The sequence below is a fragment of the Mesorhizobium sp. P3_A2 genome, assembly GCF_056403115.1.
Genome location: NZ_JBFUGC010000007.1, coordinates 115637 through 129530, shown reverse-complemented (window position 1 = coordinate 129530; position 13894 = coordinate 115637). Strand labels below are relative to the sequence as shown.

The 13894-nt window shown below is 62.9% G+C and carries 13 protein-coding genes; all 13 read right to left on the bottom strand.

What is annotated here, in order from left to right:
• Window positions 1-53: 53 nt before the first annotated feature.
• Complete coding sequence (locus AC1DXM_RS17480; RefSeq protein WP_477234606.1) at window positions 54-437, bottom strand: response regulator; 384 nt, start codon at window positions 435-437, stop codon at window positions 54-56.
• The gene (locus AC1DXM_RS17475; protein ID WP_477234604.1) at window positions 430-1482 is read right to left on the bottom strand and encodes an HWE histidine kinase domain-containing protein; all 1053 of its coding nucleotides are present in this window, start codon (window positions 1480-1482) and stop codon (window positions 430-432) included. The genes AC1DXM_RS17480 and AC1DXM_RS17475 overlap by 8 nt, the downstream gene beginning before the upstream one ends.
• An 80-nt stretch (window positions 1483-1562) precedes the next feature.
• A complete protein-coding gene (locus AC1DXM_RS17470; RefSeq protein ID WP_477234602.1) occupies window positions 1563-2633 on the bottom strand; it encodes a sensor histidine kinase in 1071 nt (356 codons plus the stop codon).
• Between the two features lie 789 nt (window positions 2634-3422).
• Window positions 3423-4253 carry a metal ABC transporter permease gene (locus tag AC1DXM_RS17465; RefSeq protein WP_477234600.1) on the bottom strand — a complete coding sequence of 277 codons (831 nt, stop codon included), beginning with the start codon at window positions 4251-4253 and terminating at the stop codon, window positions 3423-3425.
• Window positions 4237-5031 (bottom strand): metal ABC transporter ATP-binding protein, encoded by a 795-nt coding sequence (locus AC1DXM_RS17460; protein ID WP_477234598.1) that lies wholly within the window; start codon window positions 5029-5031, stop codon window positions 4237-4239. Before AC1DXM_RS17460 ends, AC1DXM_RS17465 begins: the two co-directional genes overlap by 17 nt.
• Window positions 5032-5052: 21 nt before the next feature.
• Window positions 5053-5934 carry a metal ABC transporter solute-binding protein, Zn/Mn family gene (locus AC1DXM_RS17455; RefSeq protein ID WP_477234596.1) on the bottom strand — a complete coding sequence of 294 codons (882 nt, stop codon included), beginning with the start codon at window positions 5932-5934 and terminating at the stop codon, window positions 5053-5055.
• A gap of 423 nt (window positions 5935-6357) precedes the next feature.
• Window positions 6358-7236 (bottom strand): intradiol ring-cleavage dioxygenase, encoded by an 879-nt coding sequence (locus AC1DXM_RS17450; RefSeq protein WP_477234594.1) that lies wholly within the window; start codon window positions 7234-7236, stop codon window positions 6358-6360.
• 5 nt (window positions 7237-7241) lie between these two features.
• A complete protein-coding gene (locus AC1DXM_RS17445) occupies window positions 7242-8996 on the bottom strand; it encodes an FAD-dependent oxidoreductase (protein ID WP_477234592.1) in 1755 nt (584 codons plus the stop codon).
• Complete coding sequence (locus tag AC1DXM_RS17440) at window positions 8989-10077, bottom strand: branched-chain amino acid ABC transporter permease (protein ID WP_477234590.1); 1089 nt, start codon at window positions 10075-10077, stop codon at window positions 8989-8991. The genes AC1DXM_RS17445 and AC1DXM_RS17440 overlap by 8 nt, the downstream gene beginning before the upstream one ends.
• 4 nt (window positions 10078-10081) lie before the next feature.
• Window positions 10082-10948 carry a branched-chain amino acid ABC transporter permease gene (locus tag AC1DXM_RS17435; protein ID WP_477234588.1) on the bottom strand — a complete coding sequence of 289 codons (867 nt, stop codon included), beginning with the start codon at window positions 10946-10948 and terminating at the stop codon, window positions 10082-10084.
• A gap of 238 nt (window positions 10949-11186) precedes the next feature.
• On the bottom strand, window positions 11187-11888 hold the full coding sequence (locus AC1DXM_RS17430; RefSeq protein ID WP_477234586.1) for an ABC transporter ATP-binding protein: 702 nt from the start codon (window positions 11886-11888) through the stop codon (window positions 11187-11189).
• Window positions 11888-12607 carry an ABC transporter ATP-binding protein gene (locus tag AC1DXM_RS17425; protein ID WP_477234584.1) on the bottom strand — a complete coding sequence of 240 codons (720 nt, stop codon included), beginning with the start codon at window positions 12605-12607 and terminating at the stop codon, window positions 11888-11890. Before AC1DXM_RS17425 ends, AC1DXM_RS17430 begins: the two co-directional genes overlap by 1 nt.
• A gap of 3 nt (window positions 12608-12610) precedes the next feature.
• Entirely contained in the window at window positions 12611-13885 is a 1275-nt protein-coding gene (locus AC1DXM_RS17420) for an ABC transporter substrate-binding protein (protein WP_477234582.1), read from the bottom strand.
• Window positions 13886-13894: the final 9 nt, after the last annotated feature.

The window sequence follows — 13894 nt, the reverse complement described above, 5'->3', positions numbered from 1 at the left end:
TCTATCCGCCAGGCGCAATGGCCTGACAGCCGGCAAAACAATTGCTCCCATAGTCAGGGAGCAAGAAGGTGGTCGAGTTTTGCGGTCAATTCGTCAAAGCTGAACGGCTTGCGAAGCACGCCACGATTGCTGAAGCCTTCGCGCATGTCACGATCGTTGTTGCCGGTCGAGTAGATGAACGGCACGCCATGCTTGGCAAGCGCGTCGGCCACAGTGTGGCTGTCGTCGCCATCCAGATTCATGTCCAGCATGGCGGCGTCGAAGACCTGCGCCTCGATCAGCGCGATTGCCTTGTCGATCGTGGCGGCTGAGGTCACGGATTCGCAGCCAAGGTCGCCCAGCATGTCCTCGATCATCATCAGGACCAGAATTTCATCCTCGACAACGAGGAGGCGACGGCCAGAAAGAAGTCTATCTCCAGACAGGAGTTTATCCATCGCGTGATCCCGGTACCGGAATGTTCATCGTGCAAATCAACCCGTCCGGACGATAGTCGAGTTGCACAGTGCCTTCGAGTTCGTGGGTCAGGCCGCGCTCGATCACACGCGAGCCGAACCCTTTTCGCAGCGGCTGCGCAACCGGCGGCCCGTCCTTCTCTCGCCAGGAAAGGACCAGCAATCGGCCATCGGGTGTCGGCTCGATCGTCCAGTCGATCTGGATCGAACCCTTGTCATTGGAAAACGCGCCGTATTTCACCGCGTTGGTTGCGAGTTCGTTGAAGGCGATGCCAAGCGCCAGGGCCGCCTTGGTCGAGAGGCGAATGTTCTCGCCTGAAATCACCAGGCGCTCCGCCTGCCCGTCACTGACCCCGAACGGTTCCAGGGCATCTTGCAGCACGTCAAGCAGCCCGGCGCTGTGCCAATTTTCACGGGTCAGCAAATTATGCGACCGGGAGAGCGCAAACAGCCTGGACTCAACGGCTTCGCGGATCGCCCGCGGGTCAGAATTGACGCGCGACGCCTGCCAGACGATCGACTGAACCGTTGCGAGCGTGTTCTTGACGCGGTGGTTCAGTTCTTCGATCAGCATTTTGGACTGCGCCTGCTCCTCCTTGTGTTTGGTCAGATCGACGAAGGAGGTAAAATACTGGACGATGGCGCCGCTCTGGTCCCGCACAGGACTGGCGAAAAGGCCCGCCCAGAATTCGCTGCCATCCTTGCGCCGGTAAAGGATTTCCGTACCCGACTGCGCGTTGGCTTCGAACTCGAGCTTGATGCGTTTCAGCGCCCCGGTGTCGGTGGCGTCCGCCATCAGGAAATTGAAGGGCTGGCCGAGGACCTCTTCCCTGGCGTACCCGGTCAAGGCGAGGAAGGCGTCATTGGCAAAAATGATCCGATTGCCGGGTTCCTTCGCATCGGTGAAAACCATCGCCATTCGTGTCGTCTCGGCGGCAACCACGAACGGGCCGAGGTCGTCGTGAAAGCCCTCGACCTCGGCTTCGGCATCCTTCTGCTCTTCGGACTTGGCAACTATCTGCGACATATCGGCTATCGATCCCGCCTTTGGTGGAATTGAATCAGATGCGAAGCTGAGCCAAGGCTCCCGCTACCGGGTGGACCACGCTATGCCGCGCGCGGCACCCGCGAGATGAACGTCGCCCTGGTCACCGACACGCTGGTGCCGTTGTTGTCGCTGATGACCTCGATCTTGGCCTCGAGTTGCTTGACCAGCGCCTCGACGATGGCCGTTCCCAGGCCCGCACTGGCGACAATGGTGGCGGGCTTGCCGGCGCCGTTGTCCGACACCGTCAGCTTCCAGTCGCTGCCGTCCGTCTCATAGGTGACCTGGATCAGCGCCTTGGCCTTCTCCATCGGGAAGGCATATTTGATCGCATTGAGAACGAGCTCGGTGACGATCAGGCCGAGGCTCACTGCCTTTTGCGAATCGATCCTGCCGCCTTGCGCCGTGACGTTGACCTCGATCGGCTGGGCGTCGCCGACCATCGACGCGGCTAGGCTGCTGCACAGCTTCGACAGATAGGACACGACATCGATCTCTTCGAGCCCGGCCTCGGTGTGGAGGTGGCGCTGCACTTCGGCCACCGACAGCACCCGCTGATGCGCATCCCTCAGATGCTGGCGGGTTTCCTCCGAGGTGACCGAGCGCGCCTTCAGCAAAAGGATGCTGGCGATGATCTGCAGACTGTTGGCGACCCGGTGCTCCATCTCGCGCAGCAGCACATCCTTTTGCCGCAGCAATTCTTCGGTGCGGGCAAGCAGCTCCTCCTTTTCCTTCTCGATGGAACGGCGGGCCGTGATGTCGTTGAAGGCAAGCAGGATGGTGATGGCTGAACTGTGATCGTAGAGCACCTTGCGCGCGTTCAGCAGCATGGTGCGGTGGCCGATGGTGGGGAAATCATGGGAAACCTCGAAGCCGTCCATGGCGGTCTTCTCGGGGATGATCGTCTCCAGGAGCACGCGCAGTGCCGGAATATCCCATTGGCCGTCGCCGAGCGCATAGAGCAGGGCGCCGTGCGTCTGTTCCGGGTCGACCTTGAAGGTCTGATAGAAGGAGCGGCTGGCCGCCAGCACATGAAACTGCTCGTCGAGCACGAGGAACGGTTCGACAATCGTATTGACGATCGCCTGCGCAAGCGTCTGCGCGTCCTCGATATTCGCGATGGGATGGAACAAGGCTCAAAGCCGATCTGGAGGCACTTTCGCCTCCGTTCAACCTCTTCTGTTACACCATCGCCGGGCCGGAGTCGCGAATTGAATCGATCCCGGCCGGTGCCGACGCGATGTTGTGATCTCCTTGCGCAGTCGGCAGCGTCCCCCTCATCCCATCGGGAAGAGGAGGACGTAGCAAAGCGAATATCGGTTAAAGGGGGCGTCACCTCGTTCGCTTCGAACCGATGCGGATCGAAAAGCTGAGACGATGGCGTTCTGCGGTGCCTTGTCGATGAGGTCGCCTGCCAGGATCGCCGCACCGCTGCCGGGCGACCTTGCCGATGGTTAGCCAAGAGCGAGCGGCGCACTCTTTTGAGTGCATGCCGCCCGTCCGGCGCCGGGCCGTCAATGCTGTTGTAACGAAACCCCCCAGCCCCGTCTCAACCGCCACGGCCATGGCGTGACCCATGGCTTGGTATACGCATGCATCCCCGCGGTCTGTCAACGGCCGCCCAGAGGGATGCCGGGAGGTCGCTTTGTGCCTCCCGGCTGGCTTTCCGGGCAACTGCATGGAGGCCATCTGTCACGATAAAAATCGTTGTAAGTGGCGGTTTTCCGGGCTTTCCCGCGGCTCGGGAGCGGCGCCGCCGGCGTCACTTCCGTCGCGATCTAGGCGCTTGAATCGATTTGCCTTTCCGGGCTGAAACGTTTCAGGAGGCTGGTTTTCAACCTGACTTTTTTTGGGTGTAATTCCCCAACGTCCGTTTTGGACTTTGCGGGCCGGTCTGGCCGGTCCGCCACCCGGCATTGCAATCAGGGATTGCCGTCGGCCAATCGCGCCTCCGGGACAGGCGCCGAGCGTCGGGCCATGCCGCTGATGACATAGGCGGCAGCGCCCAGCGCCGTGATCCAGAAGCTCGTCGGCCAGTCGGTCAGGAAGGCGAGCGACAGGCTGATCCAGGCGATGAAGACAGCGATCGCGATCGAGGCCAGCACGCCGGCGGCGACGCCGCTGGTCAGCCTGAGCGCGGTGGCGGCCGGCGCCACCATCAGCGCGAAGACCAGCAACACGCCGACGATCTGCACTGCCTCGGAGGTGGCGACGGCGACCAGCACCATGAACAGGGTCGAGACCAGGTTGATCGGCACGCCGCGCGCTTCGGCGAGTTCCGGCTGCAGGCTGGCGAACAGCAGCGGCCGGGCGATCAGCACCAAAGCGGCGAGGATCGCCACCGCCAGCACCGCGAGCACGATGACGGTGCGCAAGCTGATGCCCAGCACATTGCCGAACAGCACATTGGTCGCCTGCGAAGCGAAGGCGGTGTAAAAATGCAGGAACAAGAGGCCAAGGCCGAGCGACAGCGTCAAAACGATGCCGATGGCGACGTCGCGATGCGCGCGTTCGCCGAGCAGGCCGATGCCGATGCCGGCGATGATGGTGAACACGGTGAGGCCGAAGAACGGCGACAGCCCGATCAGGCCGGCGCCGGTGGCGCCGGGAAAGCCGACATGGGCAAGCGCATGGCCGGCGAAGGTTTGGCCCCGGAGCACAAGGAAATAGCCGACTGCGCCCGAAACGATGCCGACAATGGTGCAGGCATAGAAGGCGTTGCGCATGAATTCATAGTCAAAGATCGTGGACATGCGCCCCGCTCTCCAGTTCGATATTGTCGGCCATGACGAAGATGCGGCCGGCGACGCGCACGACATTGATGTGCGTGCCATAAAGTTTCGACAGCACCGGGCCGCTGATAACCTCGTCGACGGAGCCGATCGCGGCCTTGCCGTTGCCGAGATAGAGCACGCGGTCGACAGCGCGCAGCAGCGGGTTGATCTCGTGCGAGCAGAACAGCACGGCGATGCCAAGCCGCTCGCCGATCTCATGCACCAGGTCGATGATCGCGCGCTGATGCGCGGCGTCCAGGCTGATCAGCGGCTCGTCGAGCAGGAGCAGTTGCGGATCGCCGATCAGCGATTGCGCAATCAGGATGCGCTGGCGCTCGCCGCCCGAAAGCTCGGCCAGCGGCCGCCGGGCGAGGTCGGTGGCGCCGATTTCTTCCAGCGCCTTCCAGGCAGCTTCTTTCTCCGCCGCCGACGGGACCGGCCAGCCCCAGCGATGCCCGCCGGCAGCACTCAGTACGAAGTCGAGGCCGCTGATGCCGACATCGTTGAGCGCGCGCCGCGCCTGCGGCATGTAGCCGATTGCGGCATTGCCGCGCGTCGGCGGTTTGCCGAGCACCGAGATGGCACCGCCGGCCGGCTTTATCAGGCCGAGTATGGCGCGCAGCATCGTTGTCTTGCCGGCGCCATTGGCGCCGAGCAGGCCGATAAAAGCGCCTTGCGGAATCGAAAAGGAGACGTCGGATAAAACCCGGCGCCCCCCATAGGTCAGCGTGACCTTGTCGAATTCAATTGCGTTCATTTAGTCACGTTCATTGGCAGGTCATTGTGTACGGGCTGCGAGCGCCCTTTGGACCGCGTCGATCTGGCCGCCGAACCAGGTCTGGATCGTCTGTCCAGCCGGTTCGGTCTCGGTGACGCCGATGACCGTGACCTTGTTTTGCTTGGCGATGTCGAGCAGCCTTGTCGTTGCCTCGTCGGTCACCTGCGAATTGTAGAACAGGATCTTGGCCGAGCCGTCCTTCAGGCTGTTCTCGAACGCCGCCACCTGGGTGGCGCTCGGCTCCGCGTCGTTCATCAAAGCCACCTGGAAATCGTAGTTCAGCATCTTGAGGCCGAGCGCTTCCGCCATGTAGCCGAACACCGGCTCGGTGGCGGTCACCTCGGTGCCGGCATAGGTCTTCTTGACGTCGGCGATTTCCTTGTCAATGGCCTGGAGCGAGGTCTGGAATGCCTTCAGGTTCGCCTCGTAATGCACGGCATTGGCCGGATCGCGCTTGGCAAGATCGGCGCTCAGCGCCTTGGCGATAGCCGGCAGCGTCGCCGGGTCGTACCACAGATGCGGATTGTCGCCTGACTTCTTGCCGATCAGGTCGGCGGCAATGATGGTGGTGCGATCCTTGGCTGTCGAGGCTGACAGCAGCTTGTCCATCCATGGATCGTAGTCGGCGCCGTTGTAGATGATGATCTTGGCGTCGGCGATGGTGCGCGCCGTCGACGGGCTGGTCTCGAACAGATGCGGATCGTCATCGGGATTGGCCAGGATGCTGGTGACCGTGACATTGCTGCCGCCGATCTGGCGGGCGAGGTCGCCATAAAAATTCTCGGCCGCCACGATGGTCAGCTTGTCTTCGGCGCGGGCGGCCGTGCCGCTCAAAAGCGGCACCGCAACCAGCAGCGCGGCGAGAAAGGGAATGGAACGCATCCTTGGTCTCCTTGCAGTCTGGAAGGCACGTCGCCGGAGGCCGTGCCGTGTAACTGTATAACGGTAACAATATAACGTTTGCGTCGGAAATACGGCCAATGTCAATGGGCTTTTTGAGCGGCGCACTTTTTCGCGCGCACAAAAGCGTGAGCGGCCCGCGCCGATCAATCGATGCGCTGAACATCGATGTCGGAGCAATCGCATATCACTGGCGGAGCTTTGAGCTTTACGAGTACCCCCACCCTTGATCCCTCCCCACAAGGGGGAGGGAGACTCCCGCAGGCGCCGAATTCAGCAAATCGGAGAAGTTCAGTATTCGAATATGGCCAAAGAAGGCGCGCGGCAGCATTCCCTCCCCCTGGTGGGGAGGGTTAGGGTGGGGGTCCTCTTCGCAAGAATCTTTTATGCGATTGCCTTGGGAGGCTAGCCCCGCGCCAGCACGAAATCGTGCTCGACCTCCCAGAACGGGCCGGCGAATTCGAGGTCCTTGGCGCGCTTCGGATCGTCGATGCGCTTGAATTCCGCCAGCAGGCTTTCCTTCACGCCGAAAACCGCATCCGAATTGATGTAGGGATCGTCGGGGTCGAAGATGTGGGTGGTCAGCGTCTCGAACCCGTCGGCCTTGAGGATGTAGTGCAGATGCGCCGGGCGGAAGGGATGACGTCCCAGCGCTTCGAGCAATTTGCCGACCGTGCCATCGGCCGGGATCGGGTAGAATTTCGGCTTTACGGCGCGGAACCAGTAGCGACCGTCGGCGCCGGTGCGGAAGACGCCGCGCAGGTTGAAGTCGGGCTGGATGCCCTTCTGCTGCACGTCATAAAAACCTTCGTCATTGGCTTGCCAGACATCGAGCACGGCGTCAGCGATCGGTCTGCCCTCGGTGTCGAGGATGCGGCCATGGATGAACATGTCCTCGCCCTTCTGGTCGAGGCAAATGTTGGCGCCCATCGGCAGTTCCGGCGCATCGGCAATGTGGAAGGGACCAAGCACTGTCGACTCGGAAGCGCCTGACGGTTTGCGGTTGTTGATGGCGTCGACCAGCATCGACACACCGAGCATGTCGGAGAGCAGGATGAACTCCTGCCGCCATTCGGTGGAGAGCTGACCGGTTTTCGTCAGGAACATGATCGCCTCGAACCATTCCTCCTGCGTCGGCTCGATCTCCTTCACCGCCTCATGCAGCTTGCGCGTGATGACCTCCATCACCGCCTTCAGCCGTTCGTCCTTGGCGTTCTTGTTGCGGCCGGTGACGACCTCGACCGAGTTTGCTTCGGTGAAGAAGCCTTTTTCGTGCGCTTCCATATCTCTCACCTGTCCAGAATTGATGTCAGGGCTTTGCGCAGATCGGTCGTCGGATCGCTGCTGATAGCATCCTTGCGCCAGCCGACATGCTGATCCGGGCGGACCAGCAGCACGCCGCTGTCGCGGATCTCGCGGGCGCGCGCCCAGTCGCCGGAAAAATCCTGCCAGGGCTGGCGCGGGCCGACGAGGTGGCCGGTGATGTCGATGCCCAGTTCCTTGCCCACCGCCTTGGCAGCGTCGAGCCAGCCCTGGCCGCCAATGCCGGTCAGCACGGTGAATTTGCCGTGGCCGGTCAGGTCGAGCGTCGAGGCCTTGTCACCTTTGTCGGAATGCACCCAGACATGCGGCAGCCGCGCGCCGGGCCAGGAGGTCGGCTGGTAGTGTAACTCCGCGTCCTTTTCGAAGGCCGGTTCCTTCTGACCGTCGCTGACGATGGCGTTCGACTTGTACCGCTGGTTCATTTCGACACCATGAGCGTCGAACTCGTAGACCTTGGCGGCGATGGTCTCGCGGATTTTTTCCCGCTGCGCTTCGGCTGCCGGCGTGTTGTCGCAGCGCGCATCCATGTTGGACTGCATCTTCACCGGGTCGATGGAATCGAGCAGGCCGAGCGCCTTGAAGATCGGGCCGAATTCCTCGATCGACTTGTTGGCGCGGGTGACGATCTGCTTGGCGACCGGCGCGCGCTCCTGCGAATAGCTGTCGAGCAGTTTTGGGCCGGCCTTGCCCTTGATGACATAAGCAAGCTTCCAGGCGAGATTGAAGCCGTCCTGGATCGAGGTGTTGGAGCCCAGCCCGTTCGACGGCGGATGACGATGGATGGCATCGCCCATGCAGAACACGCGGCCCTTGGAGGTCTGCGTGGCGTACATGTTGTTGACCGTCCAGGTCGACACCGACTGGATTTCGATCTCGAGATCGGGATCGCCGACCAGATCGCGCGCGACCTTCTTGGCGAAGGCGTCGTCGACCTTGGGCGCCGGCTGGTTGATGTCGTAGCCCCAGACGATCAGCCACTCGTTCCACGGCCGGATCATGCGCACCAGGCCCATGCCGATGCCGCCGACATCGGCGCCCGGCTGCACCACCCAGTAGAGCACCGACGGGCGGTGGGCGACGTATTTCGACAGGTCCGCCTTGAACAGGATGTTCATCGACCCGCCGACGCCCATCTTGCCTTCGAACGGCAGGCCGGCATGTTCGGCGACCAGCGAATTGCCGCCATCGGCGCCGACCAGATATTTTGAGCGGATGGTGATGTCCTTGCCGGTCAGCCGGTCGCGGCAGGTGGTGGTGACGCCGTCGGCATCCTGCACATGCGAGAGATACTCCATCGACATGCGCGCTTGCGTGCCGCGCGAGCAGGCGGTCTTGAACAGCAGCGGCTCCATAAAAGTCTGCGGCAAATCGTTCATATGCGCGGGCGAGGACAAGAGATGTTCGGCGCGGGAAAGCGGATGCTTGCCCCAGCTCCGCATGCGGCCGATCTCTTCGCCGGCAAGCGAAGTGCAGAACACGTTCTCGCCCATCAGATCCTGCTCGGTGGCGTGCATATAGGCCTCGCCCTCCACGTCCTTGCCGAGGTCGCGCAGCACTTCCATGGTGCGCTGGTTGGTGATGTGCGCGCGTGGCGTCGCGGCCAGCCAGCGATAACGGTTGATGACCATGTTCTCGACGCCATAGGTCGAAAGCAGCGCCGCGGTGGCCGAGCCTGCAGGCCCGGTGCCGATGGTCAGCACGTCGGTAGAAATGTCAGCCATGCGGCCCTCCCTTTTTGCTTGACGGTACAGATCCGCCGGTCAATCGGCGGCGGACCGGAAAAAGCTGGATGCCGGTGCGCTCGGCGACCAGGCCCCAAAGGCCGCGCGGCGCAAACAGCATGATGACGATGCCGATCAGCCCGAGGATCAAGAGATACCAGGAGCCGTAATCGGCAAGCAGGTGTTGCAGGATGTAGAAGACGATGACGCCGATGATCGGCCCCTCGATGGTGCCGATGCCGCCAATGACGACAATGAAGATGACATAGGCCGTCCAGTCGACGACGGAGAAGGCGGCGTCGGGCGAAATGCGAGCCTTCTGTACATAAATCAGCGCGCCTGCCAGCCCGGTGCCGAACGCGGCTGCGAGATAGACCAGCGTCTTCATGCGGCGCGCGTCGACGCCGACCGAGCGCGCCGCTTCCTGATTGTCGCGCACGGCGGCAAGCCCCAGTCCCTGTTTCGAGCGCAGCAGGCGGTAGACGAGGCCGATCGTGGCGATGGCAAGCAGCAGCGCCAGCCAGTAGGTCAGGATGTCGCCGGCACCTGAGGATTTGACGCCGAACAGTTCGCCGACGAACCTGAGCGCCGGCATGTCGCGGGTTGCTTCGCGCGGCAAAGAGGTGCCGGTGCCGCCGCCCAGAGTCTTCCATTGCGCCAGTGCCAGCCGCACCACTTCGGCGATGACCCAGCTGCCGATGGCGAAATAAGCGCCTTGCAATCGAAACAGGAAGAAGGCGGTGGGAATGGCGAGCAGGGCGCTGGCAATGCCGGCGAGCAGGATCGCGATCAGCGGGTCCAGGCCGGCAAGGATGACCAGGGCGAACATGGCATAGGCGCCGAAGCCGACAAAGGCCTGCTGTCCCACCGAGACCAGCCCGGCATAGCCGGCAAGCAGGTTCCAGTTCTGCGCCAGCACCAGCATGGTGAGGATGAAGAACAGGTCCTGCAACACACCGCGCGAGGCGAAGAGCGGCGCGGCGAAAGCGACGACGATGACGAGCGCGGCAACGAGGACGAAGGTCGAAGACGCTTTCGTTCGGGTCTCGATTTTCCACGGTGTGAGCGAAGTGTCTGCCATCCGCTCAATCCAACGCACGCGGAAACAGCCCGCGCGGCCTGACCAGCAGCACCAGCAGGAAAGCCAGATGGCCGGCGAGAATCTGCCATTCCGGGTTGATGGCGGCGCCAAAGGTCTGGGCGATGCCGATGACGATGCCGCCGGCGAGTGTCCCCCATAGCGAGCCGAGGCCGCCGATGATGACCGCCTCGAAGGCATAGATCAGCCGCGCCGGGCCGATGGTCGGGTCGAAATTGGCGCGTGTGCCGAGATAGAGCGCGGCGATCGTCACCACCACCATGGCGATGCCGGTGGCGGTGGCAAAGATCCGCTTCGGCTGGATGCCCATCAGCCCGGCGGTGACCGGATCGTCCGAGGTGGCGCGAAAGGCGCGGCCGAGCGAGGTGCGGTAGAACAGCTGGTTGAGGCCGACAATCACTGCGACGGCCGAAGCCAGGGTTAGCAGCGGCATGACGCCGACATTGATCGGGCCGAGCGCCACCGATGCTGATTCCAAGCCACCAATGGAGATGCGGCGGCTGTCAGCGGAAAAACCTTCGAGCAGTCCGTTCTGGATAACGATCGACAGGCCGAAGGTGACCAGCAGCGGCGGCAGGATATCGGTTCCCAACGTGCGGTTGAGCAGGAAGAATTGCAGCGCCCAGCCGATGGCGAACATCACAGGCATCGCCACCAACGCCGCAACGAACGGATTGAGGCCAAGCGCCGAGACCAGCACCAGGATCAGGAAGGCGGCGAGCACGATAAGGTCGCCATGCGCCAGATTGACCAGCCGCATGATGCCGAAGACGAGGCTGAGGCCAGCAGCGAAAAGCGCGTAGAGGCCACCAAGCAAAATGCCCTGGACGATGGTGTCGAGCGCGCTGGTCATGGGATTTGACCCGATCGCTGATTGGCAAGCCCGAGTTCCCGCCCACCCCCCTCTGTCCTGCCGGACATCTCCCCCGCAAGGGGGGAGATCAGCAGCTTCAGCCGTGCCGCACATCTTGCAACGTAGGAGATTGGCGAAGGCCGCAGCGAAGTCCGATCTCCCCCCTTGCGGGGGAGATGGCCGGCAGGCCAGAGGGGGGTGGCTGGTCTCGACATAAACGATCTATCCATCACCGCCCTCAATGCCCAAAATACGCGGCGTGAATATCCTCACGCGTCAGCTCAACTGGCACCCCAGACAGCGTGATCCGCCCTTCCATCATGCAGTAGACGCGGTCGGCGACTTTCAGCGCCTGGCCGATATCCTGCTCGACCACGACGATCGAAGCGCCGGCTTGGCGGATGCGCGGGAAGGCGGCGTAGATGTCCTTGATCACCACCGGTGCCAGGCCAAGGCTGATCTCGTCGCACAGAAGCACGCGCGGGTTAGACATCAGCGCGCGGCCGATGGCCACCATCTGCTGCTGGCCACCGGACAGCGCCGTGCCCGGGTTGGCGCGTCGTTCCTTCAGGATCGGGAACAGCTCGTAGACGGTGTCGAGGTTCCAGTGTCCCTCGATCGCGCGGCCATAGCGGCCGATGAGAAGGTTCTCCTCGACGCTGAGCGAAGGAAACAGCTTTCGCCCCTCCGGCACCATGGCGATGCCGAGCGCGACGACATCGGGCGCGGGCAGGGCGCCTATCTTCTCGCCTTCAAACACCACCGCTTCAGGCTGGTTCGCCAATATGCCCGAGATCGAACGCATCAGCGTCGTCTTGCCGGCGCCGTTTGCGCCGATGATGGCGATCGTCTCACCCTGGTCGAGCGCGATGTCGACGCCGAACAGCGCCTGGAAATCACCATAGCGCGCGGTGAGGTTTTTGGTCTCCAGCAGCGCCATCAGACTTCGATCCCGAGATAGATCTCGCGGACCTCGCGCGACGCCATGACGGTGTCCGGCGCGCCCATGCCGATGATCTTGCCGAAGTTCAGCACCAGCAGCCGCTCGACCACCGAGTTCAGCGCGTGCAGCACATGCTCGATCCAGATGATCGACATGCCGCCCTTGTGGATGCCTCTGATCGTGTCGACCAGCATGCCGCATTCGCCCTCGGTCAGGCCACCGGCGATCTCGTCCAGCAGCAACAGTCTTGGCTCGGTCGCCAATACGCGGGCAAGCTCCAACCGCTTGCGCTGCAGGAGGCTCAAGCCTCCGGCCGGATGGTTGGCGCGATCGATCAGTCCGGTCTCGACCAGGATCTCGGCGCAGCGCTCGCTGACCTCGGCTTCGGTCTTGCCCGCCCCGAAGGCGCCGGCAACCAGCAGGTTCTCGAACACGGTCAGTTTCTCGAAAGGCTGCGGGATCTGGAACGAGCGGCCCACGCCGGCAAAGCAACGCTGCATCGGCGGCAGCTTCGTCACGTCGCGACCATCGAAGGCGATGGTTCCGGCATCGGCCGAAATGTTGCCGGTGACCAGGTTGAACAGCGTCGACTTGCCGGCGCCGTTCGGGCCGATAATGCCAAGCGCCTCACCCTCGCCAAGCTCGAACGAAACCGCGTCGGCGACCGTGAGGGCGCCGAAGCGTTTCGAGACATTGGCAAGCGCGAGGATGGCCATGGCCTAGGCAATCGCTTCCATCTTGCCGCCGGTGGGGATGTTGGGCGCGGTCTTGTTGTCGGTGATGACGAGATCGTAACCGCCGCCATCCTTCAGCCGCCACTGCCCGCCGACCAGCGGCGTCTTGGCAATGTTCTTGGCGGCAAAGGGCGGCAGATTGGCGCCGTCCCAGGCGATAGGCCCAACCAGCGTGTCGAGCTTGGTCGCTGCGATCGCTGCGGCCACCTTGTCGGCGTCATCGGGCGCGCCTGCCCTCTTCATCACATCGACGGCAATCTCGAACAGGGCATGGACAAAACCGATCGGCTGCGTCCATTGGCGGCCGGTGGCCTTGGTGAAACCTTCGGCGACCTGCGCCGAGCTTTCGCCGGTCAGCGACGATTTGAACGGATGGTTCGGCGTCCACCAGACTTCCGACGACAGATTGTGGCCGGACTTGCCGAGCGCCTCGACCGATTGCGGGAACAGGATCGCCTTGCCGATCGACGCCACCTTGGGCGTAAAGCCTTGTTGCTTGGCCTGGTTCCAGAAGGTGGTGAAATCGGGCGGGATCATCACGCCCGTGATGATTTCGCAGGAGGCGCCCTTGAAGGCGTTGATCTGCGCCGAGAAGTCATCGGTCAGGTTCTGGTAGCGGCCGGTGTCGGTCAGGCCGTAGCCGCCCTTGGCGAGCACTGGCGGGAAGCCGACCGTGCCATCGCCCCACGCGTTGCCGTCGCCATCGTTGGGGAACAGGCCGCCGACTTTCTTGTTGGTCCCGACCTGCGCCCACATGTTGGTGAAGACGGCAATGACATCCTCCAGCCCCCAGAAGAAATGATAGGCATAGTTGAACGGCTTCCATGAGGCCGGGTCGCCGGGATTGCCTTGCTGGCCGATGAACCAGGGCTGCCAGGGCGCCACGGTCGACAGGCACGGCACCTCTTCGGCCTCGCAAGTGGTGGCGACCGGGTTGGTGGTCTCCGGCGTCGAGGCGACAAGCATCAGATTGACCTTGTCGTTGACGATCAATTCCTTGGCGACTTCCGCCGCGCGGTTCGGGTTCGACTGACTGTCCTTGACCACGACCTCATAGTTGAGGCCGGAGGCCTTGGCGGCGGCGAGAAAGCCGTCAATGATGAATTTGTCGGCCTCGGCAAAGGCTGCCAGCGGGCCGGATTGCGGGCTGACATAGCCGAGCTTGATCGGCGCGTTCTGGGCGATCGCCGGCATCGGCAAGCCGCCGGCAAGCAGGCCGGTGGCGGCCGTGTTGCGGATGAATTCGCGTCTGGTAATCATGTCCTGTTC

Coding starts and splice junctions, on each gene's coding strand:
- AC1DXM_RS17480 (WP_477234606.1), bottom strand. CDS start 437: ATGGATAAACTCCTGTCTGGAGATAGACTTCTTTCTGGCCGTCGCCTC.
- AC1DXM_RS17475 (WP_477234604.1), bottom strand. CDS start 1,482: ATGTCGCAGATAGTTGCCAAGTCCGAAGAGCAGAAGGATGCCGAAGCC.
- AC1DXM_RS17465 (WP_477234600.1), bottom strand. CDS start 4,253: ATGTCCACGATCTTTGACTATGAATTCATGCGCAACGCCTTCTATGCC.
- AC1DXM_RS17460 (WP_477234598.1), bottom strand. CDS start 5,031: ATGAACGCAATTGAATTCGACAAGGTCACGCTGACCTATGGGGGGCGC.
- AC1DXM_RS17455 (WP_477234596.1), bottom strand. CDS start 5,934: ATGCGTTCCATTCCCTTTCTCGCCGCGCTGCTGGTTGCGGTGCCGCTT.
- AC1DXM_RS17450 (WP_477234594.1), bottom strand. CDS start 7,236: ATGGAAGCGCACGAAAAAGGCTTCTTCACCGAAGCAAACTCGGTCGAG.
- AC1DXM_RS17445 (WP_477234592.1), bottom strand. CDS start 8,996: ATGGCTGACATTTCTACCGACGTGCTGACCATCGGCACCGGGCCTGCA.
- AC1DXM_RS17440 (WP_477234590.1), bottom strand. CDS start 10,077: ATGGCAGACACTTCGCTCACACCGTGGAAAATCGAGACCCGAACGAAA.
- AC1DXM_RS17435 (WP_477234588.1), bottom strand. CDS start 10,948: ATGACCAGCGCGCTCGACACCATCGTCCAGGGCATTTTGCTTGGTGGC.
- AC1DXM_RS17430 (WP_477234586.1), bottom strand. CDS start 11,888: ATGGCGCTGCTGGAGACCAAAAACCTCACCGCGCGCTATGGTGATTTC.
- AC1DXM_RS17425 (WP_477234584.1), bottom strand. CDS start 12,607: ATGGCCATCCTCGCGCTTGCCAATGTCTCGAAACGCTTCGGCGCCCTC.
- AC1DXM_RS17420 (WP_477234582.1), bottom strand. CDS start 13,885: ATGATTACCAGACGCGAATTCATCCGCAACACGGCCGCCACCGGCCTG.